At 33.7% G+C, this 26986-nt stretch carries 28 protein-coding genes; 19 read left to right on the top strand and 9 right to left on the bottom strand.

Going from position 1 to position 26986, the window contains the following annotated elements; all coding sequences use genetic code 11:
• Positions 1-88: 88 nt before the first annotated feature.
• From ACFQ0I_RS01775 to ACFQ0I_RS01740, 8 genes are all read left to right on the top strand, one after another.
• On the top strand, positions 89-715 hold the full coding sequence (locus tag ACFQ0I_RS01775; protein ID WP_379938806.1) for a 4'-phosphopantetheinyl transferase family protein: 627 nt from the start codon (positions 89-91) through the stop codon (positions 713-715).
• The gene (locus tag ACFQ0I_RS01770; protein ID WP_379938804.1) at positions 716-1453 is read left to right on the top strand and encodes a geranylgeranylglyceryl/heptaprenylglyceryl phosphate synthase; all 738 of its coding nucleotides are present in this window, start codon (positions 716-718) and stop codon (positions 1451-1453) included.
• Positions 1450-1710 carry a hypothetical protein gene (locus tag ACFQ0I_RS01765; protein ID WP_379938802.1) on the top strand — a complete coding sequence of 87 codons (261 nt, stop codon included), beginning with the start codon at positions 1450-1452 and terminating at the stop codon, positions 1708-1710. The genes ACFQ0I_RS01770 and ACFQ0I_RS01765 overlap by 4 nt, the downstream gene beginning before the upstream one ends.
• Positions 1694-2326 (top strand): nicotinamide riboside transporter PnuC, encoded by a 633-nt coding sequence (gene pnuC / locus ACFQ0I_RS01760; protein WP_379938800.1) that lies wholly within the window; start codon positions 1694-1696, stop codon positions 2324-2326. The genes ACFQ0I_RS01765 and pnuC overlap by 17 nt, the downstream gene beginning before the upstream one ends.
• Positions 2287-2856 (top strand): AAA family ATPase, encoded by a 570-nt coding sequence (locus ACFQ0I_RS01755; protein ID WP_379938798.1) that lies wholly within the window; start codon positions 2287-2289, stop codon positions 2854-2856. Before pnuC ends, ACFQ0I_RS01755 begins: the two co-directional genes overlap by 40 nt.
• Positions 2856-4397: a DUF4301 family protein gene (locus tag ACFQ0I_RS01750; protein WP_379938797.1), complete on the top strand. Its 1542-nt coding sequence runs from the start codon at positions 2856-2858 to the stop codon at positions 4395-4397. The genes ACFQ0I_RS01755 and ACFQ0I_RS01750 overlap by 1 nt, the downstream gene beginning before the upstream one ends.
• 2 nt (positions 4398-4399) lie before the next feature.
• Positions 4400-4807, top strand: a complete 408-nt coding sequence (gene arfB / locus ACFQ0I_RS01745) for an alternative ribosome rescue aminoacyl-tRNA hydrolase ArfB (RefSeq protein WP_379938795.1) — start codon at positions 4400-4402, stop codon at positions 4805-4807.
• Positions 4808-5011: 204 nt separating this feature from the next.
• On the top strand, positions 5012-7357 hold the full coding sequence (locus tag ACFQ0I_RS01740) for a TonB-dependent receptor (RefSeq protein WP_379938793.1): 2346 nt from the start codon (positions 5012-5014) through the stop codon (positions 7355-7357).
• Between the two features lie 55 nt (positions 7358-7412).
• Here ACFQ0I_RS01740 and ACFQ0I_RS01735 read toward each other — a convergent pair whose 3' ends face one another.
• Entirely contained in the window at positions 7413-7838 is a 426-nt protein-coding gene (locus tag ACFQ0I_RS01735; protein WP_379938791.1) for a hypothetical protein, read from the bottom strand.
• Between the two features lie 145 nt (positions 7839-7983).
• Here ACFQ0I_RS01735 and greA point away from each other — a divergent pair, with 145 nt between their 5' ends.
• Positions 7984-8457 (top strand): transcription elongation factor GreA, encoded by a 474-nt coding sequence (gene greA, locus ACFQ0I_RS01730; protein ID WP_379938789.1) that lies wholly within the window; start codon positions 7984-7986, stop codon positions 8455-8457.
• Between the two features lie 4 nt (positions 8458-8461).
• Positions 8462-8851, top strand: a complete 390-nt coding sequence (locus ACFQ0I_RS01725) for an HIT family protein (RefSeq protein ID WP_379938788.1) — start codon at positions 8462-8464, stop codon at positions 8849-8851.
• Here the strand turns inward: ACFQ0I_RS01725 and ACFQ0I_RS01720 are convergent.
• Together ACFQ0I_RS01720 and ACFQ0I_RS01715 are read right to left on the bottom strand one after the other, a co-directional pair.
• On the bottom strand, positions 8846-9196 hold the full coding sequence (locus ACFQ0I_RS01720) for a hypothetical protein (RefSeq protein ID WP_379938786.1): 351 nt from the start codon (positions 9194-9196) through the stop codon (positions 8846-8848). The two genes, ACFQ0I_RS01725 and ACFQ0I_RS01720, sit on opposite strands and share 6 nt — an antisense overlap.
• Before the next feature lie 2 nt (positions 9197-9198).
• The gene (locus ACFQ0I_RS01715; protein ID WP_379938784.1) at positions 9199-10350 is read right to left on the bottom strand and encodes a sensor histidine kinase; all 1152 of its coding nucleotides are present in this window, start codon (positions 10348-10350) and stop codon (positions 9199-9201) included.
• 212 nt (positions 10351-10562) lie between these two features.
• On the opposite strand from ACFQ0I_RS01715, the gene ACFQ0I_RS01710 reads away from it, so the two are divergent.
• The 3 genes from ACFQ0I_RS01710 (at position 10563) to aat (ending at position 12656) form a co-directional block, all read left to right on the top strand.
• A complete protein-coding gene (locus tag ACFQ0I_RS01710) occupies positions 10563-11432 on the top strand; it encodes a flavin reductase family protein (RefSeq protein WP_379938782.1) in 870 nt (289 codons plus the stop codon).
• A 104-nt stretch (positions 11433-11536) separates the two neighbouring features.
• Complete coding sequence (locus ACFQ0I_RS01705; RefSeq protein WP_379938780.1) at positions 11537-11914, top strand: DUF3127 domain-containing protein; 378 nt, start codon at positions 11537-11539, stop codon at positions 11912-11914.
• A 112-nt stretch (positions 11915-12026) separates the two neighbouring features.
• Positions 12027-12656, top strand: coding sequence for a leucyl/phenylalanyl-tRNA--protein transferase (aat, locus tag ACFQ0I_RS01700; protein WP_379938778.1), 630 nt, complete (start codon positions 12027-12029; stop codon positions 12654-12656).
• On the opposite strand, the gene ACFQ0I_RS01695 is transcribed toward aat, so the two are convergent.
• Positions 12653-13216, bottom strand: a complete 564-nt coding sequence (locus ACFQ0I_RS01695; protein ID WP_379938776.1) for a DNA-3-methyladenine glycosylase I — start codon at positions 13214-13216, stop codon at positions 12653-12655. The two genes, aat and ACFQ0I_RS01695, sit on opposite strands and share 4 nt — an antisense overlap.
• A gap of 184 nt (positions 13217-13400) precedes the next feature.
• Here ACFQ0I_RS01695 and ACFQ0I_RS01690 point away from each other — a divergent pair, with 184 nt between their 5' ends.
• Positions 13401-14018 carry a thioredoxin family protein gene (locus ACFQ0I_RS01690; RefSeq protein WP_379938774.1) on the top strand — a complete coding sequence of 206 codons (618 nt, stop codon included), beginning with the start codon at positions 13401-13403 and terminating at the stop codon, positions 14016-14018.
• On the opposite strand, the gene ACFQ0I_RS01685 is transcribed toward ACFQ0I_RS01690, so the two are convergent.
• Genes ACFQ0I_RS01685 through ACFQ0I_RS01665 form a run of 5 tightly spaced genes read right to left on the bottom strand, consistent with a single transcriptional unit; the run spans position 14002 to position 17935 of the window.
• Positions 14002-14724, bottom strand: a complete 723-nt coding sequence (locus ACFQ0I_RS01685; protein WP_379938772.1) for a hypothetical protein — start codon at positions 14722-14724, stop codon at positions 14002-14004. The two genes, ACFQ0I_RS01690 and ACFQ0I_RS01685, sit on opposite strands and share 17 nt — an antisense overlap.
• 57 nt (positions 14725-14781) lie before the next feature.
• On the bottom strand, positions 14782-15327 hold the full coding sequence (locus tag ACFQ0I_RS01680) for a hypothetical protein (protein WP_379938770.1): 546 nt from the start codon (positions 15325-15327) through the stop codon (positions 14782-14784).
• Positions 15328-15361: 34 nt separating this feature from the next.
• The gene (gene truB, locus ACFQ0I_RS01675) at positions 15362-16078 is read right to left on the bottom strand and encodes a tRNA pseudouridine(55) synthase TruB (protein ID WP_379938768.1); all 717 of its coding nucleotides are present in this window, start codon (positions 16076-16078) and stop codon (positions 15362-15364) included.
• Positions 16078-16863 carry an undecaprenyl-diphosphate phosphatase gene (locus ACFQ0I_RS01670; RefSeq protein ID WP_379938766.1) on the bottom strand — a complete coding sequence of 262 codons (786 nt, stop codon included), beginning with the start codon at positions 16861-16863 and terminating at the stop codon, positions 16078-16080. The genes truB and ACFQ0I_RS01670 overlap by 1 nt, the downstream gene beginning before the upstream one ends.
• A 46-nt stretch (positions 16864-16909) precedes the next feature.
• The gene (locus tag ACFQ0I_RS01665; RefSeq protein ID WP_379938764.1) at positions 16910-17935 is read right to left on the bottom strand and encodes a LacI family DNA-binding transcriptional regulator; all 1026 of its coding nucleotides are present in this window, start codon (positions 17933-17935) and stop codon (positions 16910-16912) included.
• Between the two features lie 141 nt (positions 17936-18076).
• Here ACFQ0I_RS01665 and ACFQ0I_RS01660 point away from each other — a divergent pair, with 141 nt between their 5' ends.
• The 5 genes from ACFQ0I_RS01660 (at position 18077) to ACFQ0I_RS01640 (ending at position 26986) form a co-directional block, all read left to right on the top strand.
• A complete protein-coding gene (locus ACFQ0I_RS01660; protein WP_379938762.1) occupies positions 18077-20779 on the top strand; it encodes a TonB-dependent receptor domain-containing protein in 2703 nt (900 codons plus the stop codon).
• A 193-nt stretch (positions 20780-20972) separates the two neighbouring features.
• Positions 20973-22319: a glycosyltransferase gene (locus ACFQ0I_RS01655; RefSeq protein ID WP_379938760.1), complete on the top strand. Its 1347-nt coding sequence runs from the start codon at positions 20973-20975 to the stop codon at positions 22317-22319.
• Complete coding sequence (locus ACFQ0I_RS01650) at positions 22316-23611, top strand: MGH1-like glycoside hydrolase domain-containing protein (protein ID WP_379938759.1); 1296 nt, start codon at positions 22316-22318, stop codon at positions 23609-23611. Before ACFQ0I_RS01655 ends, ACFQ0I_RS01650 begins: the two co-directional genes overlap by 4 nt.
• 20 nt (positions 23612-23631) lie before the next feature.
• Positions 23632-25245, top strand: coding sequence for a sodium:solute symporter family transporter (locus ACFQ0I_RS01645; protein WP_379938757.1), 1614 nt, complete (start codon positions 23632-23634; stop codon positions 25243-25245).
• Positions 25246-25294: 49 nt separating this feature from the next.
• Positions 25295-26986, top strand: coding sequence for an alpha-amylase family glycosyl hydrolase (locus ACFQ0I_RS01640; RefSeq protein WP_379938756.1), 1692 nt, complete (start codon positions 25295-25297; stop codon positions 26984-26986).

Raw genomic sequence — 26986 nt, 5'->3', positions numbered from 1 at the left:
TCGCAATTAAAATAGCTAAATTGCTACCCCAAAAAGTTTATTATACCATAAGTTGCGCAAAGATAACTAATAACTTTCAGAATACTAAATGCCACTTTATAAAAACATTAATCCTGATTTACAAACAACTGTGAAAATCTGGAAGATTGAAGAGTCTTATGAAGAATTATTTCAGTCTGTAAATTTAAGGCCAGAAAGTTTAAATCGCGTATTAGGTATGAAAAGTGAATTGCATCAACGCGGGTTTTTAAGTGTTCGCCATTTGTTGGCAGCTTTTGGTTATGAGGATTCGGACTTGTTTTATGATGCCAACGGAAAACCACATTTAAAGGATGGAAAACATATTTCTATAACCCATTCCTTTAATTTTTCGGCTGTGATTGTAAGCGACAAGGTTATTGGTATTGATATTGAAAAGCAACGGGATAAAATCACCATTATAGCTCATAAATTTATCGATTATGAGTTTCTGTATTTGAATAGAGACGCTTCCAATTATATTAAAAAACTAACGGTTATTTGGTGTGTAAAGGAATCGTTGTACAAATTGTATGCAACTCCGGGATTAAGTTTTAAAAAGCACTGTTTGGTCATTCCCGCATCTGATAATGAACAAGAAACTGTTGCTTGGATTAATTATAAATCGAAAAAAAGCCGTTATAATATTCATTTTTTAGAATTTGAAGGATTTACATGTGCCTACGCCATAGCTTAAATGAAAGATATCTATAATTCCATTACAGCATCGACATTAAAAGGCAAAAAACTATTGGCCGTTTTAATCGATCCCGATAAGGCGAAGCTAGAAAGTCTATCAGGCATAATTCAAAAGATTGACTTGTCGTTGGTAACTCATATTTTTGTAGGAGGCAGCATTGTTAAAGAAAAAGCTACTGATTTGGTAGTTAAGGAAATAAAAAAGCATACCAAACTTCCTATTGTTTTATTCCCAGGTGATGTTACGCAAATAACAAACAATGCCGATGCTATTCTATTTCTATCCTTGATTTCTGGTAGAAATGCCGAATATTTAATTGAAAAGCATGTACAATCGGTTGCAAAATTAAAAGATAGCAACTTAGAAGTGATTCCAACGGGTTATATTTTAATTGAAAGTGGAAACATCACCGCGGTCGAGCATGTAAGTAGAACCAAGCCTTTGCCTCGAGAGCCTATTCAAAAAATAGTAGAAACGGCAAAAGCTGGAGAATTATTAGGGATGAAACTCATTTATTTAGAAGCAGGAAGTGGCGCTAAAGAACCAGTTTCAGAAACCATAATTAAATTAGTTAAACAGGAATTACAAGTGCCTTTAATTGTTGGAGGTGGTATAAGAACAAGAAAACAATTGGAAAATGCCTATCAATCGGGTGCCGATTTAGTAGTTATTGGAACCGCTTTTGAAGAAAATGAATCGTTTTTTGAAGAAATAAAAAGAGAAACAATACAATGAAAATATCAGTAGATTTAACCTTATCACCATTACAAAACGATTACGAAATACATGTCATAAATTTCATTAAGGCATTACGGAATTCGGAATTTACCGTTTTAGAAAACCCACTAAGCACCCAAATTTTTGGTGAGTATGATACTTTAATGCCATTTTTACAAGAACAAATAAAGACATCTTTTCAAAATCAGGATATCTGTGTATTAACCATGAAGATTGTAAAAACCGACAGAAGCGAATATGAGCCACATTTTTGATTTCTTTTTAAATGCGTACCATGAAGCGCCAACTTATCAAATAATTTTAGAAGCTATTGCTTTTGTTTTTGGAATTTTAAGTGTTTGGTATGCAAAACAAGAAAACATTTTAGTATACCCAACGGGCATTATTTGTACTGTAATTACAGTGTATCTACTATATATCAATCAATATTTTGGTGATATGATGATGAATTTTTATTATTCCATTATGAGTATTTATGGGTGGTGGAATTGGTCAAGAAAAAAAGAAAATAAACCAGTGGTGCCTATTTCAAGAACAACTTTAAAAGAAAAACAAATCGGAGTTTTTCTTTTTCTAATAACAATGTTGGTAACCTATTTGGTTTACAAAGGATTTAATTACACATTACAAATTCCAAATTATATAGATATTGTAACCTCAGGAATATTTTTTACTGCCATGTGGTATATGGCAATTAAAAAACTTGAAAACTGGACACTTTGGATAATTGGCGATGTAATAACCATACCACTTTACGGCTATAGAGGTTTGGGGATGTTATCGCTACAATATTTAATCTTTACTATATTAGCAATTCAAGGCTACATCGCATGGAAGAAAAGCTTAAGCAAAAACCCGCAAACTGCATAAAAGTTGTTTTGTTTGGTCCGGAATCAACTGGAAAAACTACCTTGTCTAGACATTTGGCAAGATATTACAATTCGGTTTGGGTGCCAGAATATGCGCGCGAATATCTTCAAAATAAATGGAATAACGAGCGTAAAACCTGCGAGCCAGAAGATTTATTACCCATTGCAAAAGGACAGATTAAATTAGAAAACAAGTTAGCGCAGAAAACAGACACCGTTTTAATTTGCGATACCGACTTGCTAGAAACCAAGGTATATTCAGAAACCTATTATTTAGGAACTTGCGACCCAATTCTTGAAAAATATGCGTTAGAAAATACATACGATTTGTATTTTTTAACTTATATTGACACCCCTTGGGAAGCCGATGATTTAAGAGATAAACCCGAAGAAAGAGAAGCGATGTTTAAGGCTTTCGAAAAAGCTTTAATTACTCATAAACGCCCTTATGTTTTGCTTAAAGGCGATAAAAAAACACGATTAGAAACAGCAACAAAACATATAGATCAATTATTAAAAAACCGGAAATAATGTTTATAGAAAAGGATATTCAGCAAATAAAAGGTTTGGGTTTAACTATTGAGAAAGTTCAGGAACAAGTCGAACTTATAAAATCAGGAATGACGTATTCTAATTTAGTAGAAGCTTCTGGGATAGGAAACGGAATACTTAAAGTGGATTCTAATTGTTGGCAAGATTCAATTGATTTATTTGATAATAAAAGGAAAGATTTATCTATTGTAAAGTTTGTTCCTGCATCTGGGGCTGCTTCACGAATGTTTAAATTTTTATTTCAATTTTTAAAGGATTTTGATTCTAATAAAGAAAGCATCGAAACCTATTGTGAGCGTAATCAAGACATGAAAACGTTTTTAAACGGATATAAATTGTTACCGTTTTATGACGATGTTATGTCCGAAATAAAAAAACACGTTTCCAATTTTAACGATTTGTCGCTAACCCAACAAATTTTAGAATTTGTAAAAACCATGCTCGATGAAAATCGTTTGAACTATAGTTTTTTTCCAAAAGGATTGTTGCCGTTTCATAAGTACTCAAATCATGTTGCAACGGCATTTGAAGAGCATTTATTGGAAGCAAGTTTGTATGCGTCTTCTAATAATGAAGCGAATTTGCATTTTACCATTTCAGATGCGCACGAAAACATGTTTCATAACGAATTAAAAAACATTAAAGCAGGGATAGAAGAAAAAACGAACACGTCATTTAATGTGTCTTTTTCATTTCAAAGTCAAGCCACAAACACCATTGCAATTACTGCAACAGACGACTTGTATAGAGATGAAACAGGTAGTTTGTTGTTCAGACCATCAGGCCACGGTGCACTACTTCAAAACTTGAATGAATTAGATAATGATCTTATTTTTATAAAAAACATTGATAATATTGTTGTTTTTGAACAGAATAAAAAAGCATCAGAGTATAAAAAATTATTGGCTGGTATATTGTTAAAAATACAAACACAGACGTTTAAATATTTAAAACGACTTGAAGATGCCTCCATTATAGAAGAAGAACTAAGTAACATAGAATTGTTTGCAGTAAACAGGTTAAATATAGAACTAGATACCAATCATTACAAAGGGACTTTAAATGAAAGGGCTTGCTATTTACACGGAAGACTTAATAGACCCATTAGAGTTTGTGGGATGGTTAAAAATGAAGGAGAACCTGGAGGTGGCCCATTTTGGGTAAAAGATGAAAACGGACAATTATCGTTGCAAATAATTGAGTTTGCTCAAATAGATTTTGATAACCAGGAACAAAAGGAAATTGCTCGAAATGCGACCCATTTTAACCCAACAGATTTGGTGTGTGGTGTTAGAAATTATAAAGGTGAAAAATTTGATTTAATGCAATATGTAGATGCTAAGGCTGCTTTTATAACATTAAAATCTCAAAACGGTGTCGAAATTAAAGCTTTAGAACTTCCCGGTTTATGGAATGGCAGTATGGCGCATTGGAATTCTATTTTCGTTGAAGTTCCTGTTTCTACTTTTAATCCTGTAAAAACGGTAAACGATTTATTGAAACCTGCCCATCAAGTATAGTAATGTTCGATAAGCATGCATTAACATTAGAGTTAACTTTTAAAGCCATTAGAAGTTCTGGTGCCGGTGGACAACATGTAAATAAAGTATCTTCTAAAATTGAATTGACTTTCAATATTCATGAATCTTTGGTTTTTGATGAAGCCCAAAAAGCCCGTCTTTTAAATAAGCTTTCCACAAAATTCACCAAAGATGGGTTACTGATTATGCAATGCGACGAAACAAGAAGTCAGCATAAAAACAAAGAACTTGTAACGAAGCGTTTTTTCGAACTTATAGAAAGTGGATTGTTTGTTCCCAAAAAAAGAATTCCAACAAAAATACCAAGAGCAGCTGTAAAAAAGCGTTTAAAGAGTAAGCGTAACCTATCTGAAAAAAAGACAAATAGGCAAAAACCAGATTTAGAATAAAAAAAATCTCAATTGATAATTGATAATTGACAATTGATAATTACATTTGCAACGTTCTCAAAAAAGGGGTGCCAATAATCGGCTGAGATCATACCCATTGAACCTGAGCAGGTAATGCTGCTAAGGAAGGTGATAGTCACCATTTTAAATTAATAACAACAAGAATAATTACCTCTTTTTATTCGATTATAAATTCATAATCGCATGAAATCTTCTATTCTTAAATGTTCTTCAAAAAGTTATAATTACTTTTTAACAAGATTCAGTTTCATCTTTCTAAATAAAAAGAATGAAACTAAAAATTTATTCCCATTTTTAGCACTTTTCGTGTTATCTTTTCTTGCTAGTGCACAAGAAAATCAAGTTAAACAAGATTCAACAAAAGTTGAACAATTAAAAGAAGTTCTGTTGTCGGCTACACGGGCAAAAGACAAAACACCGGTAGCATTTTCAAACATCACAAAAAAAGATTTGGAGTCTACCAATTTGGGGCAAGATTTACCAATTCTTTTAGACCAAATGCCATCGGTAGTTACAACAAGTGATGCCGGAGCAGGTGTTGGTTACACAGGTATTCGTGTGCGTGGAACCGATGCAACTCGTGTAAACGTAACAATTAACGGTATTCCGTATAACGATTCAGAAAGCCAAGGAACCTATTGGGTTAATATGCCAGATTTTGTTTCTTCGGTTGAAGATATTCAGTTGCAACGTGGTGTTGGAACCAGTACAAATGGTTCGAGTGCTTTTGGAGCTAGTTTGAATATTATGACTTTAGAGCCTTCAGAAAAGGGATATGCTACAACAACACATGCTATCGGATCGTATGGAACCCGAAAGCATAATATAAGTTTGGGTTCTGGTTTGAATAACAATTTTTATACAGAAGCACGTCTATCAAAAATTATGAGTGATGGTTATATCGATAGAGCAACTTCAGATTTGTCTTCGTATTATGTTGAAGCGGGGTTTATAAACGAAAAAACGTCTGTAAAAGCCATTGTATTTGGTGGTAAAGAAAAAACATATCAATCTTGGTATGGTACTCCAGAAGCGGTTGTAGAAGGAGATGCGCAAGGTATTCAAGCATTTATTGATAGAAACTACCCGTCTCCGGCAGAGGAAGATAATCTATTAAACTCTGGGCGTACTTATAATTATTATACTTATGATAATGAAGTAGATAATTATGAGCAAACGCATTATCAGCTGCACGTATCACATCAGTTTAGCAATAATTTTTCTGCAAACATTTCTGGAAATTATACTCGCGGAAAAGGGTATTTTGAGCAATATAAAGATGATGAAGAATTAGGTGATTATTTTCCAGGTAGTGCCGATGCCGATGAAGAAGGTGACGTTATAAGAAGACGTTGGTTAGATAACGATTTTTATGCGTTGGTGTATTCCATGAATTACAAGAAAAATAATCTAAATCTTTATTTGGGAGGTGGTTACAATAAATACGATGGTGATCATTTTGGTGAATTAATTTGGGATTCTTTTCCTGTTTCTGTGCCCATAAGAACAAATTATTACAATAATTTAGGAGAAAAAAGCGATTTTAACAGCTATATAAAGGCAGAATATACCATTAATTCTAAATGGTTTGCGTTTGCCGATGCCCAATACAGACATGTCACTTACAAAGCAAACGGCTTAAGTTCCGATTTGTTAAATATTGCTGTTAATGAAAGCTATAACTTTTTCAATCCAAAGGCTGGTATCACTTTTACTATAGATAATTTTAATTCGGTTTACGGATCTGTTGCGGTTGCTAATAGAGAGCCTAATAGAGACGATTTAACCAAAAACCCAGTTTTACCAAAATCAGAGCGTTTAGTAGATTATGAATTTGGATATAAACTAAAAGCACCTCGTTATTATGCTACAGCTAACCTTTATTATATGAACTATAAAGATCAGTTGGTTTTAACGGGCGATTTAGACGATGTTGGCGATCCAATACGCGAAAATGTTGAAAAAAGTTATAGAGCAGGTATAGAATTACAGGCAGGTTATAAGCTTTCTGATGCTTTTAGAGTGGACGCGAATGCGACGTTTAGTCAAAATAAAATAAAAGCATTTAATTATGTAGTTTACGATATTCAATACGATCCAAACACTTACGATACTGTGGTTTATGAAGCAGTTTCAACAGCGTATGACGATACAGATATATCGTTTTCACCAAATGTGATTGCTGGTGGAACCTTAAGCTATTCGCCTTTAGAGAATTTGAATATAGGATTTATTTCTAAGTATGTAGGTAAGCAATATTTAGATAACACCTCAATCGATAGCAAAAGTATGGATGCTTATTTTGTAAATAACTTAAGCGCTTCGTTCAAGTATCACCCGTCATGGATTAAAGAGGTAGCCTTTAATCTGTTAGTTAACAATATTTTTAATACAGAATATGTATCTAACGGATACACTTATAGCTATTATTACAGACCAGTAGGTTCTACCGATGATGCTATTACAGAGAATTTTTATTATCCACAGGCAACAACAAACTTTTTAGTAGGGATGACATTGAAGTTTTAATGAGCTGATTTTGTTGGGATTAAAAAAAGCGACTCATTTTTGAGTCGCTTTTTTATTAATTAGAAATGTAAAGTATATTCCCTGTTTTTTGAACCCGGTAATTTTTTAAACTACAAGGAAGCGCATCACTCCCTAAGGCTTGTCCCGTTACTAAACTGTAGGTGTTTTTGTCGTCGCAACCACAAGTGGCTTCTAAACCAGAATTAACAAGAATAGAGCAAGATGTTTGTGCATGGTTTGGGTCTCTGGCGTCCCAGGCAAGAAAATCGGCTCCGGTACTGGCAATAATTATTCCTCCGTTTGCAACGTTAGAAACATATATTGAATTACCAGCAAATTGCAGTTGGCTGTATTGTGGTAAACTTAAATTTATTGGAATATTAAAATTAATATCTAATAGGTATTTGCAATTTTCGTTTTCTGTAATGCCTGCGCATCCAGCTAAAAAAATAAAACAGATAGTGTATAAAAAGGGTCTCATATTTAAGAATATAATAATTTTCAGTATGCAACATTAAGCAAAATGAGTTAAATATTTTGTATATTTGTTACTCAATCTCGTATGTGCGGGATTTTTTTTATGCTGAACTCGTTTCAGCATTTTATTATTATTAAACGATGAAGTTATGAGTAAAGTATCATACTATACACCTGAAGGATTAAAAAAATTAAGAGACGAACTTAAGCAGTTAAAAGATGTAGAGCGTGTTAAAGCTTCTAGAGCTATTGCTGAAGCGAGAGATAAAGGTGATTTAAGTGAAAATGCCGAATACGATGCCGCAAAAGAAGCACAAGGAATGTTAGAAATGCGAATTTCTAAACTTGAAGACGCTTTAGCTGGTGCGCGTATTATTGACGAATCGCAATTAGATACTTCTAAAGCATTGGTGTTGTCTAAAGTTAAGATAAAAAACCAAACCAATGGTGCCGAAATGGTTTACACCTTGGTAGCCGATGGTGAAGCGGATTTAGCCTCTGGTAAAATTTCGGTAAATTCTCCTATTGGGAAAGGTTTATTAGGGAAATCGGTTGGCGAAATTGCAGAAATTCAAGTGCCAAACGGCGTTATGAAATTTGATATAATAGAGATTTCAAGATAATATCATGGCATCAATATTCACGAAAATAGTTGAAGGAGAAATTCCTTGTTATAAAATTGCTGAAACCGACGAGTTTTTAGCGTTTTTAGATGTTAATCCGAATGCTATCGGGCATACGCTTTGTATTCCGAAGCAGGAAGTTGATAAAATTTTTGATATGGATGAAGCTTCTTATACTGGTTTAATGCAGTTTTCTAGACAAGTTGCTAAAGCCATCGAAAAAGCGATTCCTTGTAAAAGGGTAGGAGTCACGGTTATTGGTTTAGAAGTGCCTCATGCACATGTTCATTTAATTCCGTTACATTCTATGGATGATGCTCGTTTTATACAGAAAGTAAAATTAACTACCGAAGAATTTCAAGACGTTGCTAAACGAATTAAAGCGCATTTATAATTGCAGGTAAATTAGTAGCGAAACAATAATGAGTATAGTAAGTATCGTGGAGGCAGCGATTACCCAGGTTCTTTTTTTAAGATAGGTGGAAGCTGTTTTAGGCGACAACACTTTTTTTTGATATGCAACCACGCGCTCAATATCTTCAGTCCATCTAACAGGGTAAATGGTGGTATGGCAATTATCGCAAATAATGTCTTGCGTTATAGTATCTGTAATAGATTTATAATATTTAGTTTCTACAAATTTTTGCTTATAAATAATTTTTAACCCCGTATTATTAAAACATTCCGGACAGTTGTTGCTTATCGGGACTTCCTTTATGGTTATAAATGATGTTGCCATAGCTAATGTGCGCGTTTTAAACTAATTTGAAAGGTCGTTCCTTTTTTAATTTCCGAATGCAATACTTTTATTTTGCCTTCATGAAAATCTTCAATTATACGTCTTGTTAGCGACAGACCCAATCCCCAACCGCGTTTTTTTGTCGTAAAACCAGGTTCGAATATCGTATTAAAATGCTTTTTTTCAATGCCTTTTCCAGTATCTGTTACGTTAACCATTATAGTATCTTCTAGTTGCGAGATCTCAACGGTTAGTTTTCCACGACCTTTCATGGCGTCAATGGCATTTTTAACCAAATTTTCTATAGCCCAACTGTATAATTGTTTGTTTAAATTTACTAAAATTTCACCATCTGGAGTAATTAATTCAAAATCTATTAAATTTGAAGACCGTGCTTTTAAATAATCGTAAGAATTTATGGTTTCGGCAACAATATCTGCTCTTTCTAAGGTTGGGATGGAACCAATTTTGCTAAAACGCTCGGTTATAGTTTGTAATCTATCCACATCTTTTTCAATTTCAGTAATATAATCTGGGTTTACATTTTCAGATTTCAAAATTTCGGTCCAACCGATTAGCGAAGATAATGGTGTGCCAATTTGATGAGCCGTTTCTTTTGCCATACCCGACCATAATTTATTTTGAGTGGCATTTTTATTGCTTCGATAGAAAAAGAAAATAACGGCTCCAAATAAAAAAACAATCAGTAATAAAGCGAGCGGATAGTATTTTAGTTTGTTTAATAGTTCTGAGTTGCCGTAATAAATAGTACTTATAATAGTATCTCCTAATTTTACAGGAATCGGTTTGTTTTCTGCCTCAAATTTTAAAATTAGTTTTTTAACATATGCAGAATCAGTTATTTTTTTGTCATCTAAATTGTTATAACTCACCAATTCTCCATCTTCGTTAATAACCAACATAGGCGTTGTTTTGTTGCTATTAAGTATTTTTAGCGTCAGGTCTAAATTTGCATTCGTGTCAGAATTTATAAAGTCGGTTTGGGCAAACGACCAATTTTCCATTTTAGTGCGTTCCTCATCTTTAAAATGCTGAAAAAACTCATAAGTTTTCCATAAAATAAGCGATACTATAGTAAATGATGCGGCAATAATAAACCAGCGGAGGGCATTACTGTATTTCGTAAAAATCATTATCAAATTATTAGTTATGAAATATAATGCAAATCTGTTAATATTATTGTGCTTGTTGTTAGTAAAATGGTTTTTAGTTAAACGACATTATCGTTACATTTGCTTAATAATTAACATTACGTGTTTTAAGACTAGGCGAAAAATATCATAAATATTTCGTTGTGAATTTATAAAATTAAATTGTTAGATTTGTTATAACCTAAAAAATTTAAATGCCGTCATTCAATCCAAAAAGTCTATCAACCAAGGAATTACATGGTTTGTTATTAAGTGCGGTGTCTCCAAGACCTATAGCTTTTGCAAGCACCATAGACGTTCATGGAAATGCGAATTTGTCGCCGTATAGTTTTTTTAATGTTTTTAGTGCCAATCCACCAATATTGGTGTTTTCGCCCGCACGTCGTGTTACGGATAATTCTATTAAAGATACACTAAGAAATATTCTCGACACGAAAGAAGTTGTAATTAATGTGGTGAATTTTGATTTGGTGCAACAAGTATCATTAAGTAGTACAGAGTATCCTGCAGGTGTAAATGAATTTGAAAAAGCTGGATTAACCATGCTTAAATCGGATATTGTTAAGCCGTATCGCGTAGCAGAATCACCGGTGCAGTTTGAATGTAAGGTGAATGATGTTATTGAATTAGGGGTTGAAGGAGGCGCAGGTAATTTAATTATATGTGAAATTGTAAAATTTCATATTGATGAAGAGGTGTTAGATGAAGATGGCAGCATAAATCAAGTAAAATTAGATTTAGTGGCCAGGGCAGGTGGAAGTTTTTATAGTCGCGCAAAAAAAGGGTTTTTTGAAATTCCGAAGCCATTAACGACGTTAGGAATTGGTGTAGATAATTTTCCTGAAGACGTTAGAAATAGTATGGTTTTAACCGGAAATGATTTGGGTATGTTAGGGAATGTAGAAGCGTTGCCAACCCAAGAACAAGTAGATGCTTTTATTAATGATATTAGCGACCGGTATCCAAAAATAAAAACGGCTACACACAGACAAAAACATAAATTGGCACGTAATTATTTAAGTTTTGGTGATGTTGAAAGTGCTTGGAAAGTATTGTTAAGTTGAAAAAATAATCCTCTCTACAACGTAGCGAGGTATCGAATAATATAGTCATTCTTGCGTAGACAGGAATCTGAAAAATAGTAATAAACAGAAATAAATACGAATAAATGGAAGTTCAAGGAAGAATTAAAATGGTAGGTGATACTCAAACTTTTGGAAGCAATGGTTTTAGAAAAAGAGAGGTAGTAGTAACCACAGAAGAGCAATACCCACAACATATTATGGTGGAGTTTGTTCAAGACAAATGTGATTTGCTAAATAGCTATAAAGAAGGACAGCAGGTAAAAATTAGTATTAATTTACGTGGAAGAGAGTGGGTAAACCCGCAAGGAGAAACTAAATATTTTAACTCTATTCAAGGTTGGAGAATTGAAGCGTTACAAGCCGATGCTTCAGGAGGAAATATTCCGCCGGTTCCACCAGCAGATGCTTTTGAACCAGCAGGCGATTTAAACGAAGAAGATCACGACGATTTACCGTTTTAAATACTAAAACAGTGATTCCCGCGTAAGCGGAAATCTCAAGATAATAATTTTTAAAACCTCAATATTTATTAAAATGTTGAGGTTTTTTATTTTTATTGCATTATAAATGCCAATGTACGTATTAACTAAAGACATATGGTTTCCGGATGTAACAGAGGCTTCTGTAGAAGGTTTGTTAGCTATTGGAGGGGATTTATCGGTAGCGCGTTTAGTGCACGCCTACAAGCAGGGTATTTTTCCTTGGTATAGCAAAGGTGAACCCATATTATGGTGGTCTCCAGATTCGCGTTTTGTGCTATTTCCAGAAAAGCTAAAAATTTCAAAAAGTATGAAACAGGTGTTGAAAAAATGTGATTATACCGTAACGATTAATAAGGATTTTAGAAGCGTGATTACAGAATGTTCTAAAACTAAAAGAGAAGGTCAGTTTGATACCTGGATAACTAACGATATGTTAGAAGCCTATGTAAATCTTCATAATTTAGGATATGCAAAATCTGTAGAAGTTTGGAGAGATAACAAATTAGTTGCAGGTCTTTATGGCGTAGATTTGAATAATGGCGTGTTTTGTGGCGAAAGTATGTTTACCAAAGAAAGTAACGCCAGCAAAGTGGCATTCATTACATTTATACAAAACACCAATTATAAACTAATAGATTGCCAGGTTTACACCAATCATTTAGAAAGTTTGGGAGCAGAAGACATACCTCGAGAGGTATTTTTAGAGTTTTTAAAAACTTAAACTTCGCTGTATCTAAAACAGTTAACTTCATGATCTTTCACCATACCCGTGGCTTGCATATGGGCATAAATAACGGTAGAACCCACGAATTTAAATCCGCGTTTTTTTAAATCTTTACTCAACGCGTCACTAATTGGCGAGGTGGCGGGTAAATCTTTTATGGTTTTGTGTTTGTTTTTTATAGGTTTTCCGTTTACAAATCCCCAAATGTACTTGCCAAAGCTTCCAAATTCTTCTTGAATCTTTATAAAAGCCTCAGCATTAGTTATGGTTGCATGAATTTTCAGTTTATTTCTTATTATTCCAGCATCTTGCAGCAGGGTGTCAATTTTATTTTGATTGTATGTCGCTATTTTATGGTAATCAAAATTATCAAAAGCAGCTCGAAAATTTTCTCTTTTGCGTAAAACGGTTATCCAACTTAACCCAGCTTGAAAGGTTTCTAAGATTAAAAATTCAAAAATAGTAGCATCATCATAAACAGGAACGCCCCATTCTTGGTCGTGATAAGCTTCATACAAATCATCTCCTACACACCAAGCGCATCTTTGTTTTGTCATAATTAAATCATTAAAAATCAAGTGCAACGAATATAATCTTTTAAAATAAACTGGTCAATAAATTAGTTGCCCTTGTCTGTGGTTTGTGAGTAAATAAGTGTATCATGACAAATATCATCTAATTTAAAATATGCACACTCTAAATTTGCCTCATTGAAATTGGAGTTATTAAAACAAAAGTAATATGAATTCGATAATTAGTAATAGTTTAAAAGGAAGCATATCGTATCAGGAATATAGAGATTTGGTTAAAACTTTAGCTGAAGAAAACGCAACCACTGGAAATGATAAATCGGAAACTTTTGTGAGATTTACGAAATTAAACGAGACGCGTATGAAGCGTTGGGACAAAACTTTAAAAGTTTCGGCAGCAGCGCAAAAAAAGATTGTGGAATTTGAACATCCAGTTACCTGGTTAGTTATCGTTGAAAGTTGGTGTGGTGATGCGGCACATATGGTTCCTGTTTTGAATAAAATAGCAGAATTAAATAAGCATATAAATTTAAGAATTGTTTTGCGCGATGAAAACCTCGAGTTAATGGATATGTTTTTAACTTTTGGTAGTCGTTCTGTGCCTAAATTAATAATGATTGATGACCAAACGGGTGAAGTGCTTAATACTTATGGACCACGTCCAAGCGAAGCTACAAGTTATGTAAACCGTTTTAAGGCTATGTATGGAACGCTAACTCCAGAATTTAAAGAAGATTTACAGCATTGGTATAATAATGATAAAGGCCAGAATATTATTAAAGATGTTATTGAGATGCTTTGTAAATTCGAACCTAGTGTTTGCCAATAAAATTAAACGTAATAGATCCTAATTGAGAGTCTTTGGTGGCATCTGCGCTAAACCGTGATTCTTTAGCATATTTCAGAGCCGTTTCTATTAAACAGGCATTCGAAGAGGTTGAAGAGTTATTCAAATAGGTATTTATAACATCACCCTTACTATTAACGGTAATATTAATGACAATTTTCCCGTCAACTTCGCATAAATAAACGGGTATAGGAATAAAAACTTTTGTGCGCTTTACCAGCGAAAAACTAATGGTGCTTTTTGTGTTTACACCGGCATTTTGCTGATTTTTCAATAATTCATTTACTTTACTAAAAGACGATAACTGCTCTTTGTTTACTGCCGGTTTTAAAGGTTTGTTTTCACCAATGCTATTAGAACTTTCGTCGGTGCCATCATTTTCTTCACTAGTTGCAGGCACATAATCTTCTGGCGGCTCAATTTTTTGATACGCCTGCGCATATTGATTATTTTTTTCAGTTTCGTTAAATGCACTGTTTGTTTCGGCTTTACTGGCATTAAATTTCTCTAAGGCTTCAAGTATTTTAGCTTCTTCTGGAGAAATATCTTTCTCAGGAATTATTTCGTAATAGCTTTCCGCAGCTAAATCCTCGCCTGTTTTTAAAGTTAAATTAAAAACAACCAATAGCACCGTTCCTGAAAGTAGGAGCGTGATTAGTAGTGCTTTATGTTGGTCTGATAAATGCAAATAGGGTCTTTAAAAATCTAAATAATACTATATATACGACAATTTAAGCTAAAAAGATTAGAAAATCATAAATTCTAAAAAAATTGATACGCTCGAAATGCCTTCTAAATTATGGTTCCCGAAACGTTTTCTCGAAAAATCTAGCCCAAATAATATGGCATTGTTTATGTCCACGGATTCGATACCCAATCCTATTTTGTACATATTTCCTTTTTCAAATTGTTTTCCCATGCCTAAAAGGGTTCCGTAGCCACCACGTACAAATAAACTGGTATCATCAACAAGTATATTATGCTGTAGGTTTAAATAGGTTGGAAAAAAATGAAGTCCTTGTTTAGAGTGCCAATTGTATTCAAAGTTTAATCCTAACATTGTACGTTGGTCAAACTTATAACCAATAGTATTGTTTAAAAACAGGGCACTTGGTTCAATAAGTGTGCTAGAGTCGTCTTCATCAAAAGCAACATAATCTTCATTTATAGATAGTGTAGTTGCTAATGATATTTTGTAAAAAATACCATTTGTTTTTTCTTTTTCAATTTGTGAATTAGAAGATAATGAAACAAAAAAAATAATGCAGAATATTACATAAAATGGCTTCATATAATTAAGTTTTTGAAAACCATAGTATCAATAATTATTCCGAAGGAAGATTTTTTATAAAAGTTTCTATTGAAAGCGCATGTGCAACATCAAAATCGCCAATCTTGGTTCGTCGTAGTGCAGAAAGATGTGCGCCAGATTGTAAGGCTTTACCAAAATCGTTTGCTAACGAGCGTATGTAAGTGCCTTTGCTGCAAACCACACGAAAATCTACAGGTATAGCACCTGTTTTGTTCACATTTGAAGTGTCAATATTTGTAATTTCAAACTCTGAAATGTTTACACTACGCGGTTTAATCTCAACATCCTCACCAGCTCTAGCAAATTCATAAAGACGTTTTCCATCTTTTTTAATAGCTGAAAACACAGGTGGATATTGTTGAATATCGCCAATAAATTGTTTGGTGGTTTCTTTAATTAAACTTTCAGTAATATGGCTTGTTGGGAATGTTTCGTTGATTTCTGTTTCCAAATCAAAAGAAGGCGTGGTGCTACCAATTACAATCGTACCGGTATATTCTTTAATTTGTGCTTGAAAGGTGTCTATTTGTTTCGTCATTTTTCCAGTACAAAGCACCAATAAGCCCGTTGCTAAGGGGTCTAAAGTACCTGCGTGACCCACTTTTATTTTTTTTATATTGAAGGCTTGCCGAATTTCCCATCGCAGTTTGTTAACTACTTGAAAGGAAGTCCAATGCAGTGGTTTGTCAATTAATAATGCTTGACCCGCTTGATAGTCTTCAACAGTCATTAAATAATAGTTAGTTTTTGAACAAAGAAGTGAATTAACAGCACAATTACGCCTGCAACAATTCTATAATAACCAAAAATTTTAAAACCGTGATTACTTAAGTAAGTGATGAAAGATTTTATGGCAATTAAAGCAACTATAAAACCAACTACGTTTCCAATAATTAAAAGGTTGATATGCTCTTGGGTTAATTCAAAACCTGCTTTATAATAATCGTAACTTTTTTTAACGGTGGCACCCAACATGGTTGGTACCGCTAAGAAAAACGAAAATTCTGCAGCTACGGTACGAGATAATTTTTGTGTCATACCACCAACAATACTCGCGCCACTTCTAGAAACTCCAGGAATCATAGCAAGACATTGAAAAAAGCCAATTTTTAAGGCCGTTAAATAGGATATTTCGGTGCCTTCTTCGTCGCCAAACCAGTCATCCACCTTTAACAGTAACACACCGCCAATAATTAAAGACACAGCTACGGTTATGGGGTTTTCTAACAAACCGTCGATGGCATCGCTAAATAATAAACCTAGAACAACCGCAGGAATAAAAGCAACCAAGAGTTTAAAATAAAAATCTAAACTTTGAAAAAAGCGTTTAAAATAGAGAACAATTACAGATATTATGGTTCCTAATTGAATAACAATGGTAAAAAGTTTGGTGAAATCTTCGTGCGCAATTCCGAAAAATGACGATGCAACAATCATATGTCCGGTTGACGACACAGGTAAAAACTCGGTGATGCCCTCAATGATTGCTAAAATAATAGCTTCTATATAATTCATGCGGCAAATGTATTAAAAACGATATTTTAATTTGCAAAACGCGCATTTATTTTGCTCTAAATGTGGAGTCTCTAATTATAAGGGAGCTTTTTAGTTCTATGGTTTTATGCATTACAATGTCTGTGTTGCTTTCTATTTCTTCTATTAAGTACTTCACAGCGGTTTTGCCAAGTGTTTCTCCAGGTTGGTCTACGGTTGTTAGTGTTGGTTCAATAATTGTTGAATTTATATTGTTGCTAAATCCAACCACAGCAATTTCTTCGGGAATTTTAATATTGAATTTTTTTAATGTTTGAATCACGCCAATTGCGGCACCGTCTGTAATGGCAAAAATAGCATCGGGTCTTTGTTTCAGGCTTAATAATATATTGGTCATTCTTTTTCCTTGTTGTTGCGAGATGTCGTCAACACTAATAATAATTTTTTCATCTATTTCTAAATTGTTGTCTTTTAATGCTTTTAAATATCCGGTATATCGTTTTTCAGAATTATAAGAGAACTCTCGTTCTTTAATAATGGCAATTCTTTTTTTACCAATATTTATCAGGTGTTCTACAACATTATATGCGGCTTCTTCATCATTGGTAATTATGCGCGTGCAGGGAATTTTATTGGAAACTTTATCGAAAAGAATTACAGGTAGTTTACTAAAAACGGGTAAAATGCTATCAACATTTTTAGTTTTTTTAGTAAGCGATGCTAAAATGCCGTCTACCCCAAACTGGGTTAGGGTATTTAACATTTCGGTTTGTTGCAAAACATCGTTATTAGATTCCGAAATAATAACTCTATAGCCTTTCATGGAGGCTTCTTCCAGAATGCCTTTTAAAATCGTGCTATGAAAATAGTGGGTAATACTGGGTACAAGAACGCCCAATATATTCGACTTGCTTTTTCTAAACCCTTTTGCAAAAATATTAGGAACATAGTTCATAGACTGCGCTAATTTCTTGACGCTCTCTTTGGTTTCGTCGCTAATATCCGGATGATCATTTAGAGCTCTGGAAACTGTTGATACAGATAGGTTTAGAATTTTAGAAAGCTTCTTTAAAGTTGTCACACCTTTTTTCATGGCTTCTTAAGTTTTTTTGTTAAAAAAAATGATACCGCAAACGTTTTCGCAAACGTTTGCATGCAAATATGGCAAATTTATGTCATATAAATTGCGTATATTACAATAAATTCGTCAAATAATTAACTAATACTAAATATAATGAAACAAACAATTTTAACATTTTTATGCTTGTTTGGCATTTCTGCAATGTTTTCGCAAACGGAAATATCAGGAACTGTTAAAGACAATGCAGGTGTCCCAATTACAGGAGCAAACATCCTATTAATAGGAAGTACTTCTGGAGCTACATCAGATTTTGATGGAAATTTTAGTTTTACAGCAAATCTTACAGGTGCGCAAAAATTAAAAATATCCTATTTAGGATATGAAACTAAAGAGCAAGCGGTTAATATAACCGGATCTGCCATTAAGGTGCAGATTGTTTTACAAGAAGGAGGAAATACTTTAGATGAAGTGGTACTTACAGCATCTTCTACTTTTAGATCTCAAAAAGAATCACCAAATTCTATTACTTCTATGAAGGCGACGCAATTAACACGTTTAAATGCGAATAGTCAGGCGGATATTGTTGCTTCCATCCCAGGTATTGTTGCCGATGGTGGTGGTGGTGAAGCCGCAACTAACATCTTTGTTAGGGGATTACCATCTGGTGGTCAAAACGACTTTTCTCCTATTCAGTATGATGGTTTAACTCTAGCCGGATATGGATTAAGTTCTACGGCTGGTGATGTTTATGCAAAAGTTGACCTAGGAGTAAAAGGTATGGAGTTTGTACGTGGTGGTTCATCCATCTTGTATGGTGCAGGTTCTACCGCTGGTGTAATGAACTACATTTCTAAAACTGGTGATACCAATGATGAAAACATTATAAATTTTGAATTCGCTGATAAAGGAAGAGTGAAAACAGAGTTTTATACTGGTGGTAAAGTTGGAAGCGACGATTCCAATACCTATTATGCTTTAACTGGATGGGTTCGTAAAGATGATGGACCGTTAGATTTTGGATTGCCTTCAAAAGGATATCAATTTAGAGGAAACTTGAAAAAGAAATTTGATAAGGGATCAGTAACAGTGTATACTCAATTTATTGATGACAAAGCACAGTTTTTATTAGGCCTTCCATTAGATGGTGATTCAAGAGAACGTATTACGGGTAATGATGGCAAAACAGTTTATCAATTAAACTCTTCACATGTTAGAAATATTAGTTTTTTAACGCCTGCAGGAGAATACAGAAGTCCTATTGGAGACGGTGTCCATACAAAAGGTTTTTATGTGATGGGCGATTTTAACTATGATTTGGGAAATGATTGGAAAATTAATTCAAAAGTTAAGGTTTCTGAGTATGTGAACGATTTTGGATTGTATGTAGCAGCTAATGGAACAGTAAATGCGCCAGCTACTTTAAGTGATTATTTAGCTAAGTATGGTTATGCAGGTGCTACTAATATAAATGCTACTTATATGGGGGGTACGGCTCTTGGAGCAAATGATAGAATAATCGATAATTTAAATGTAGATAGAAACAGACCTATTTCAGATTTAACAGGTGAATTTAGTATAACTAAAAAGTTGTCGGGTGACATAGTTGAACATAACGTTACATTTGGAACTTATATGACATCTTCTCAAGGAGAAGATAATAATTATCAATTTAGAACATTATCAGCATTTAACGATGCGCCACAATTAGTAAATCTTTCGTTTACAGACGCTGGTGGAAATCCAGTTATTTTTTCTCAAAATGGGTTAAGTGCAAGAATAGGGCAAACAGCCAATACTTTCTTAACACAAGATAGAACTGCTTTTTATTTAACAGATGAGATGATTCTAGATAAATGGCGTATAGATGTTGGTTTCCGTATTGAAAATCAAAAGGCTAGTAGAGAAAATGGAGGTATTGCATCTAAAGAAGTATATACTGATGCTGGTTTAACTCCTGCATTAAAGAATGTAAGATATGCAACAGGAGGTTTTACTAGAGCCGAAGTTAGTACTACAGGTTTTGCAGCTTCCTTAGCGGCACTGTATAAAATTAATGATAAATTGAATGCTTACGCTAACATGTCTAAAGGTTATTTCTTCCCATTAGCCAGAAGTATAAATGTTGTAAGTAATGGGGTTATTGCAGGAGATTACAAGCCTGAAAATATTTATCAAGTTGAAACAGGTTTAAAATACGCAAATAGCAAATTCTCAGGAACATTTGCGGCTTACTATACAACTCTGGTTGATAGAGTTGCTATTCAAAGGTTAAACTACGGCGGATCTATAGGTACTGTTGATGGTATTAAAACAGTTCAAGATACAGAAACTCTTGGTGCAGAGGTATCATGGGATTGGAAATTTGCAGAAAATTTCTCTTTCAACGGAAATTTCACATATCAAGGTCACGAGCTTAAATCTGATGAAAGAACGGTATTGCAATCAGGAACTGTCGATGGCAATGTATTAGTAGAAGGGACTGTTACAAATGGGGCTAACGTTGGAAAACAATTAAGAAGACAGCCTACAACTTTGTCTACATTACGTTTAGATTATGATAATAAAAAGGTTGATGCTTTTGCATCGGCTAACATTAGAGGTAGTCAATTTAATGATGACGCGAATTTAGTTGAACTTGATGGCTTTACAGTTTTAAGAATTGGAGCAGGGTATACCATTGGTTTTGAAGATGATAAAAATTTAAGACTTGGTTTCTCAGTATTTAATTTAGGGGATAGCCAAGGTTTATCAGAAGGTGACCCTAGAGCTTTCACGCAATCAACTACAGAACAATATTTTGTAGGGCGTCCAATTTTACCAAGACGTGTATTTTTTAATGCCACCTTTAAATTCTAAGGTTCAAAAAAAGTAAGTTTAGTTTGATTGAGTATTTTACCCATCACTATTACTAGATACTGGTGATGGGTTTTTTATCAAATTAAATTCCAAATTATAATCAAGAAATTGGTTAATAGCAACTCATCACTTATGGCTAAGTGTAGGTGGTGAGTTTATTTTAAAATTCAAAGCAATCCATAAAAATTACAGCATGAAATTAACAATAGCACTTTGTCACTTTAGAGTAGGAGAAACCGATGGTGTTTCTTTAGAAATGGATAAATGGAAACTGGTACTTGAAAACCTCGGTCATAACGTAATTTATATTGCTGGTTCTATGGGCGTTTTAAAAGATGTTGAAATTATTAAAGAGTTACATTATAACGATGCCACCAACAATAAAGTGGTAGAAAATGCCTATGTTAAATTTCATTCTTATAAAAACGAAGATGAGTTTAAGCAGGAAATAGAAAGAGAAGCAAAATCAATTGAGACAAAACTTATAGAAATCATTAAAAAGAAAAATATTAACCTTTTAATGGTTAATAATATGTTTTCATTAGGCTGGAACTTATCTGCTGGTTTAGGTTTTTCAAATGCCATAAAAAATTCTGATGTGAAATGTTTATGTCATCATCACGATTTTCATTGGGAAAGAGAAAAATACAGCCACCCAACCTGTTCTTTTGTTCAAGATTATTTGAATACAATATTTCCTCCGGTTCATCCAAGAATTAAGCATGTGGTAATAAATAACATTGCTAAAAACGAATTATTTAAAAGAAGAGGCATTGAAAGTACCGTTGTTCCTAACGTTTTTGAGTTCGATAACAACTGGGTTGTAGATGCCTATAATGAAGATTTCAGAACCACATTTGGTATTAAAAAGAACGATATAATTATTTTACAGGCAACCAGAATTGTAGCCAGAAAAGGGATAGAATTAGCGCTGGATTTTGTGGCGGAATTAAATGCCAATAAGCAAAAATTAGTCGGAAAGAAATTATACAACGACGAAGTTTTTCAAGCCGATAGCAGCATTGTTTTTTTAATGGTTGGATTAAATGAAGACGACCCGTATTTTGAAAAAATAATGAATTATGCCCTTTCAAAACACATTAATATTAAATGGGTTAATGAATACGTCGATCACGAAAGACATCAAACCAATAGCAAGAAAATATACTCCTTATGGGATTGTTACGCTAATTGCGACATCGTTACGTACACCAGTCTTTTAGAAGGTTGGGGCAATCAATTTATTGAAGCATTAGTTGCTAAAAAAATTGTTATCAGCTATCAATACCCTGTTTTTGTGCAAGATATTTTGCATCTTAAATTTAACACCGTCGATTTAGGCGATACGCATACGGTAAAAGAAGATGGATTAGCAGCTGTTGCTCCAGAAATTATTGCCAATGCATCAAATAAAGCCATTGATTTAATTTCAAATAAATCCAAATATTCAGAAGCGGTTAACGAAAATTACAAGATTGGAAAACAAAACCTGTCATTAGATGCCCTTGAAGATTTATTAAAATCCATATTGAAAAAATGAAAAATAAAGCCATAGCAATATTAGATGCCAACTGGAGAAACGGCTACTCTGTACCAAGTAAAAATTTATATCCATACCAATGGTTATGGGATTCTGGTTTTATTGCCATTGGGTTTGCGCATTACGACATGGATAAAGCCGAAAAGGAAATAGAAACTCTTTTAGATGCACAATGGGAAAACGGATTTATCCCTCACATTGTATTTCATCAATTAAGTGATAGTTATTTTCCTGGGCCAAATTTTCATAGAGCAGATTTGCATCCGTTATCAAATAAAAAATATCCTTCAACTGGAATGACGCAGCCTCCTGTAACTGGTTTTACAATTGAAAAAATTTATCAGATTTCAAAAGACAAAAAAGCGTCTTTAAATTTCATTAAACGCACGATTGATAAAGTTTTCAAAAACCACGAATATTTCTATAATAACAGAGATCCTAGAAATGAAGGACTGGTTTATATTTATCATAATTGGGAATCGGGCACCGATAATTCGCCTTTATGGGATAGTATTTTTGAAACTATGAATCCGCCGGTTTACACTTTTGAACGAAGAGATACATCGCATGTAAACCCAGAAGAACGCCCAACACAAAGGGAATACGACCATTATTTACACATTATTGATATTGCGAAGAGTCATAATTACGATGATGCTAAAATAGCAGAGCATTCGCCATTTTTGGTTCAAGACCCGTTATTTAATGCCATGTTGATTAAATCAAACCATGCACTAATTAATATGTATGAATTAATTGGAGGTAATGAATCTAAAATCGAGCAATTAAAAAGTTGGAATGCGAAAAGCATCGCATCGTTTAATTCTAAATTGTATAACAAGGAGTTAAAGGCCTATGTGCATTACGATTTAAGAAACGAAAGACCAATTAAATTGGTTAGTTCATCATCATTTTCGCCGTTGTATGCCGGAATACCTACCAAAGAACAAGCGGCGGAATTAATAGAAACTATGCAGTCTAAATTTGGAGGCGATTCCATGTATTTGTTGGCATCATTCGACCCAACAAGTGAAAAATTCAATCCTAAAAAATATTGGAGAGGTCCTGTTTGGATAAATTTAAACTGGATACTTTATTATGGGTTACAGGATTATGGTTATAAAGATTTAGCACAACAGATAAAATTTGATAGCATTGAAATATTAGATAAAGTAGGGTTTTACGAATATTTCGACGCAAGAAAATCAGAATATAAAGCAGACAGTAAAGGCTATGGCGGTTCCGATTTTTCATGGAGCGCTGCATTGTACCTCGATTTAATAAATAATTAATAATCTTTTAAAAACACAATATGAACTGGTTAGATTTTACAATTGTTATAGCATACTTAGTCGGCTTTTTGGGCTTAGGCTATTTTTTTAAAGAAAATAAAAATGCGAAAGATTATTTTTTAGGCGGACAAAGCATGGGATGGTTTCCATTGAGTTTATCTACAATGGCAACACAATTATCGGCGATAAGTTTTATTTCTGCTCCGGCATTTGTGGGGCTCGCTCAAAATGGTGGGATGAAATGGTTAACCTTCGAGTTAGCGGTTCCTTTGGCGATGATAGGGATTATGGTTTTAATAATTCCACCACTTTATAGAGCAAATATTGTGAGTGTTTATGAGTTTGCCGAAAGACGATTTTCAGTATCAACAAGAATCATTTTAAGTATTGTCTTTCAAATAGCGAGGTCTTTATCTACTGGGGTTGCTGTTTTTGCCATTGCCATGATTTTACAGGCAGTTTTAAATATTAGTTTCCATTATACCATTGCATTAATCATTGTGATAACCATTGCCTATTCTTATATGGGTGGTATGAAAGCGGTTGTTTGGGGTGATGCCATACAAATGATAATATTGTTTTTAGGACTTTTAATCTGTCTTGTTTATGGGTGGCAAACCTTAGGGAGTCATCCGGAATTTACAGGTTTTGATGCTGGTAGATTGCAAATAATAGATTTCTCAAACTTAGGAGTGTCAGGTGATGAATACGGGTTTTGGCCAATGGTTTTAGGTGGGTTGTTTTTATACCTTTCGTATTACGGAACAGACCAAACACAGGCGCAGAGATTGTTATCTGCAAGAAATGAAAGCACCATTAAAAAATTGTTAATGGCTAATGGCTTGTTGCGCTTTCCGGTGGTATTTGTTTATTGTATTATGGGGCTTATTATTGGTGGACTGGTTACTGTTGTTCCTGAGTTCTCTACAGAAATAGCCGCCATGACACAAACACATTACCCAGAATTTTATGCAACCAGTGGTGTGAAGCCAGATTTAATGATTCCAGTTTTCATCATCAAATATTTACCTCATGGATTAATTGGGATTTTAATTGTAGGTATTTTATCGGCTGCCATGTCGTCTTTAAGTTCTACCATCAATTCCTTAGGAGCTGTTACGGTTGAAGATATTTTTAATAGAGGCACTAAAAAATTAGACGACCAAACCTATATGAAATACTCTAAAATGTCCATTATTTTTTGGGGCATCGTTTGTATTGGCGCAGCCTATTTATTTGGCAATAGCGAAGGAACTGTAATAGAATTAATTAATATCATCTCATCACAATTTAACGGACCTATTTTAGCAACGTTTGTAATCGCCATTTTCATTAAACGTGTAAACCATATTGGAATGAATGCCGGCCTTATTGGTGGGGTTATTATAAATATTTTAATTAAAATAAATTTTGATAACATTTTTTGGATTTGGTTTAATTTAACTGGATTTATTTTAACACTAATTATTGCATTAGTAGTGAGTGAATTATACAAGGTTAAGATTAAGGATGATCTTAATGTAAAATTCACTGTTCATAGAAAGGATATTTTATCAAAAGAAGTATTCATTCTAGCAGGGTTTTTCGTTGCTATTGTGCTGTTCAGTATAGCGCTGCCAAGTATGTTGTCGTAAAGGTGAATAATTTAAGTAAGAGTCATTATTAATTTTGAAACACATTATCATGAAAAAATTAGATAAAAACAAAACAATAAACACATTAAAAGATCTTTATGGAGAGCATGCAACTGCTATGTATACAGGCATTGAAAATCTAATTGAAAAGTATCAATCAAAAATTAAAAATGAAGCTCAGCCTTTAAATGAAAAAGATGCCATTTTAATTACTTATGGCGATAATGTACAGCAAGAAGGTATGCCACATTTAAAAACCTTAAAGAAGTTCGTAGACACCTATTGTTTACCAGAAATCAACTCAACACATATTTTACCTTGCTTTCCTTATACGTCCGATGATGGTTTTTCAGTAACGGATTATTATGAAATAGACCCAGATTTAGGAACGTGGAAAGAAATTGAAGCCTTAGCCGAAACCAGTAGTTTAATGTTTGATGCGGTGGTTAATCACATGTCTAAATCATCACAGTGGTTTCAATCGTATTTAGCACAAGAGGAAGATTATAAAGATTATTTTATTGCAGTAAATCCTGAAATAGATTTATCAAAAGTTGTTCGGCCTCGCGCATTACCACTTTTAACACCTTTCAAACTTAAAAATGGAGAAGTAAAGCATATTTGGACAACCTTTAGCGAAGACCAAGTGGATTTGAATTTTCAATCGCCAAAAGTATTTTTAGCAATTCTCGATGTATTGCTTCATTATACCGCAAAAGGCGCTAAGTTTATTCGATTAGATGCCATCGCGTTTTTATGGAAAGAAATCGGTACCAATTGTATTCACTTAGAACAGACGCACACAATTATTAAATTGTATAAAGAAGTGATTCAAACACTTACTTCAAACTTATATTTAATTACAGAAACCAACGTGCCTCATAAAGAAAACATCTCCTATTTTGGAAATGGCGAAGATGAAGCCGACTTGGTTTATAATTTTACACTTGCGCCATTATTGGTTTATTCGGTAATGAAAGAAGATGTAACCGTATTAACCAATTGGGCATCGTCGTTGCAAATGCCAAGTAATAAGGTGTGCTTTTTTAATTTTACTGCAAGTCACGATGGTTTAGGAATGCGCCCATTACAAGGTATTATCCCCGATAGCGAAATTTTAGATTTAGCTAAACGTGCAGAAAAACACGGCGGACAAGTTGGTTATAAAAACAACGAAGATGGGTCGCAATCGCCTTATGAATTAAATTGTAATTATTTAGATTTATTGAGCGATTCCAATGAAAGCGACGACAATAGAGTCGCCAAAATGATGCTAACACAATCTTTAATGCTGGCATTTCCTGGTGTTCCCGGAATCTATTTTCATTCCTTAGTGGGTTCTAGAAATTATTATAAAGGTGTTGAAGAATCGGGTATTAAACGAAGAATTAACAGAGAAAAACTTAATTTTAATAGTTTAGAAAAAGAGCTCAAGGAAAAAGATTCTTTAAGAAACCGTATTTATAATTCGTATAAGAAAATTTTAAGCATTCGTTGCAATCAAAAGGCGTTTAACCCGTATGGAGAAGCTACCTATGCAAAACTAGCCAATGATAAAGTGTTTGTAATAAAACGGGTGTATGATAATGATACTATTTACGCCATTTATAACTTTAGCACCGCTTCCCAAAACATAAATTCGCTTGCAAACAATGTGGTCGATTTGTTCGCTAATAAAGAAGTTAAAGCAGATACTTGGAAGCTTCAACCTTTAAGTTTTTACTGGTTTAAAGTTAAATAA

The organism is Mariniflexile aquimaris, from assembly GCF_042676825.1.
GTDB classification, from domain to species: Bacteria; Bacteroidota; Bacteroidia; order Flavobacteriales; family Flavobacteriaceae; genus Mariniflexile; species Mariniflexile aquimaris.
The sequence above is the reverse complement of the archived record's forward strand: the minus strand, read 5'-3'. Positions and strand labels throughout refer to the sequence as shown.

Excerpts from the sequence above, each read along its gene's own strand:
- ACFQ0I_RS01775 (WP_379938806.1), top strand. The coding sequence starts at position 89 with ATGCCACTTTATAAAAACATTAATCCTGATTTACAAACAACTGTGAAA.
- ACFQ0I_RS01770 (WP_379938804.1), top strand. The coding sequence starts at position 716 with ATGAAAGATATCTATAATTCCATTACAGCATCGACATTAAAAGGCAAA.
- ACFQ0I_RS01765 (WP_379938802.1), top strand. The coding sequence starts at position 1,450 with ATGAAAATATCAGTAGATTTAACCTTATCACCATTACAAAACGATTAC.
- pnuC (WP_379938800.1), top strand. The coding sequence starts at position 1,694 with ATGAGCCACATTTTTGATTTCTTTTTAAATGCGTACCATGAAGCGCCA.
- ACFQ0I_RS01755 (WP_379938798.1), top strand. The coding sequence starts at position 2,287 with ATGGAAGAAAAGCTTAAGCAAAAACCCGCAAACTGCATAAAAGTTGTT.
- ACFQ0I_RS01750 (WP_379938797.1), top strand. The coding sequence starts at position 2,856 with ATGTTTATAGAAAAGGATATTCAGCAAATAAAAGGTTTGGGTTTAACT.
- arfB (WP_379938795.1), top strand. The coding sequence starts at position 4,400 with ATGTTCGATAAGCATGCATTAACATTAGAGTTAACTTTTAAAGCCATT.
- ACFQ0I_RS01740 (WP_379938793.1), top strand. The coding sequence starts at position 5,012 with ATGAAATCTTCTATTCTTAAATGTTCTTCAAAAAGTTATAATTACTTT.
- ACFQ0I_RS01735 (WP_379938791.1), bottom strand. The coding sequence starts at position 7,838 with ATGAGACCCTTTTTATACACTATCTGTTTTATTTTTTTAGCTGGATGC.
- greA (WP_379938789.1), top strand. The coding sequence starts at position 7,984 with ATGAGTAAAGTATCATACTATACACCTGAAGGATTAAAAAAATTAAGA.
- ACFQ0I_RS01725 (WP_379938788.1), top strand. The coding sequence starts at position 8,462 with ATGGCATCAATATTCACGAAAATAGTTGAAGGAGAAATTCCTTGTTAT.
- ACFQ0I_RS01720 (WP_379938786.1), bottom strand. The coding sequence starts at position 9,196 with ATGGCAACATCATTTATAACCATAAAGGAAGTCCCGATAAGCAACAAC.
- ACFQ0I_RS01715 (WP_379938784.1), bottom strand. The coding sequence starts at position 10,350 with ATGATTTTTACGAAATACAGTAATGCCCTCCGCTGGTTTATTATTGCC.
- ACFQ0I_RS01710 (WP_379938782.1), top strand. The coding sequence starts at position 10,563 with ATGCCGTCATTCAATCCAAAAAGTCTATCAACCAAGGAATTACATGGT.
- ACFQ0I_RS01705 (WP_379938780.1), top strand. The coding sequence starts at position 11,537 with ATGGAAGTTCAAGGAAGAATTAAAATGGTAGGTGATACTCAAACTTTT.
- aat (WP_379938778.1), top strand. The coding sequence starts at position 12,027 with ATGTACGTATTAACTAAAGACATATGGTTTCCGGATGTAACAGAGGCT.
- ACFQ0I_RS01695 (WP_379938776.1), bottom strand. The coding sequence starts at position 13,216 with ATGACAAAACAAAGATGCGCTTGGTGTGTAGGAGATGATTTGTATGAA.
- ACFQ0I_RS01690 (WP_379938774.1), top strand. The coding sequence starts at position 13,401 with ATGAATTCGATAATTAGTAATAGTTTAAAAGGAAGCATATCGTATCAG.
- ACFQ0I_RS01680 (WP_379938770.1), bottom strand. The coding sequence starts at position 15,327 with ATGAAGCCATTTTATGTAATATTCTGCATTATTTTTTTTGTTTCATTA.
- truB (WP_379938768.1), bottom strand. The coding sequence starts at position 16,078 with ATGACTGTTGAAGACTATCAAGCGGGTCAAGCATTATTAATTGACAAA.
- ACFQ0I_RS01670 (WP_379938766.1), bottom strand. The coding sequence starts at position 16,863 with ATGAATTATATAGAAGCTATTATTTTAGCAATCATTGAGGGCATCACC.
- ACFQ0I_RS01665 (WP_379938764.1), bottom strand. The coding sequence starts at position 17,935 with ATGAAAAAAGGTGTGACAACTTTAAAGAAGCTTTCTAAAATTCTAAAC.
- ACFQ0I_RS01660 (WP_379938762.1), top strand. The coding sequence starts at position 18,077 with ATGAAACAAACAATTTTAACATTTTTATGCTTGTTTGGCATTTCTGCA.
- ACFQ0I_RS01655 (WP_379938760.1), top strand. The coding sequence starts at position 20,973 with ATGAAATTAACAATAGCACTTTGTCACTTTAGAGTAGGAGAAACCGAT.
- ACFQ0I_RS01650 (WP_379938759.1), top strand. The coding sequence starts at position 22,316 with ATGAAAAATAAAGCCATAGCAATATTAGATGCCAACTGGAGAAACGGC.
- ACFQ0I_RS01645 (WP_379938757.1), top strand. The coding sequence starts at position 23,632 with ATGAACTGGTTAGATTTTACAATTGTTATAGCATACTTAGTCGGCTTT.
- ACFQ0I_RS01640 (WP_379938756.1), top strand. The coding sequence starts at position 25,295 with ATGAAAAAATTAGATAAAAACAAAACAATAAACACATTAAAAGATCTT.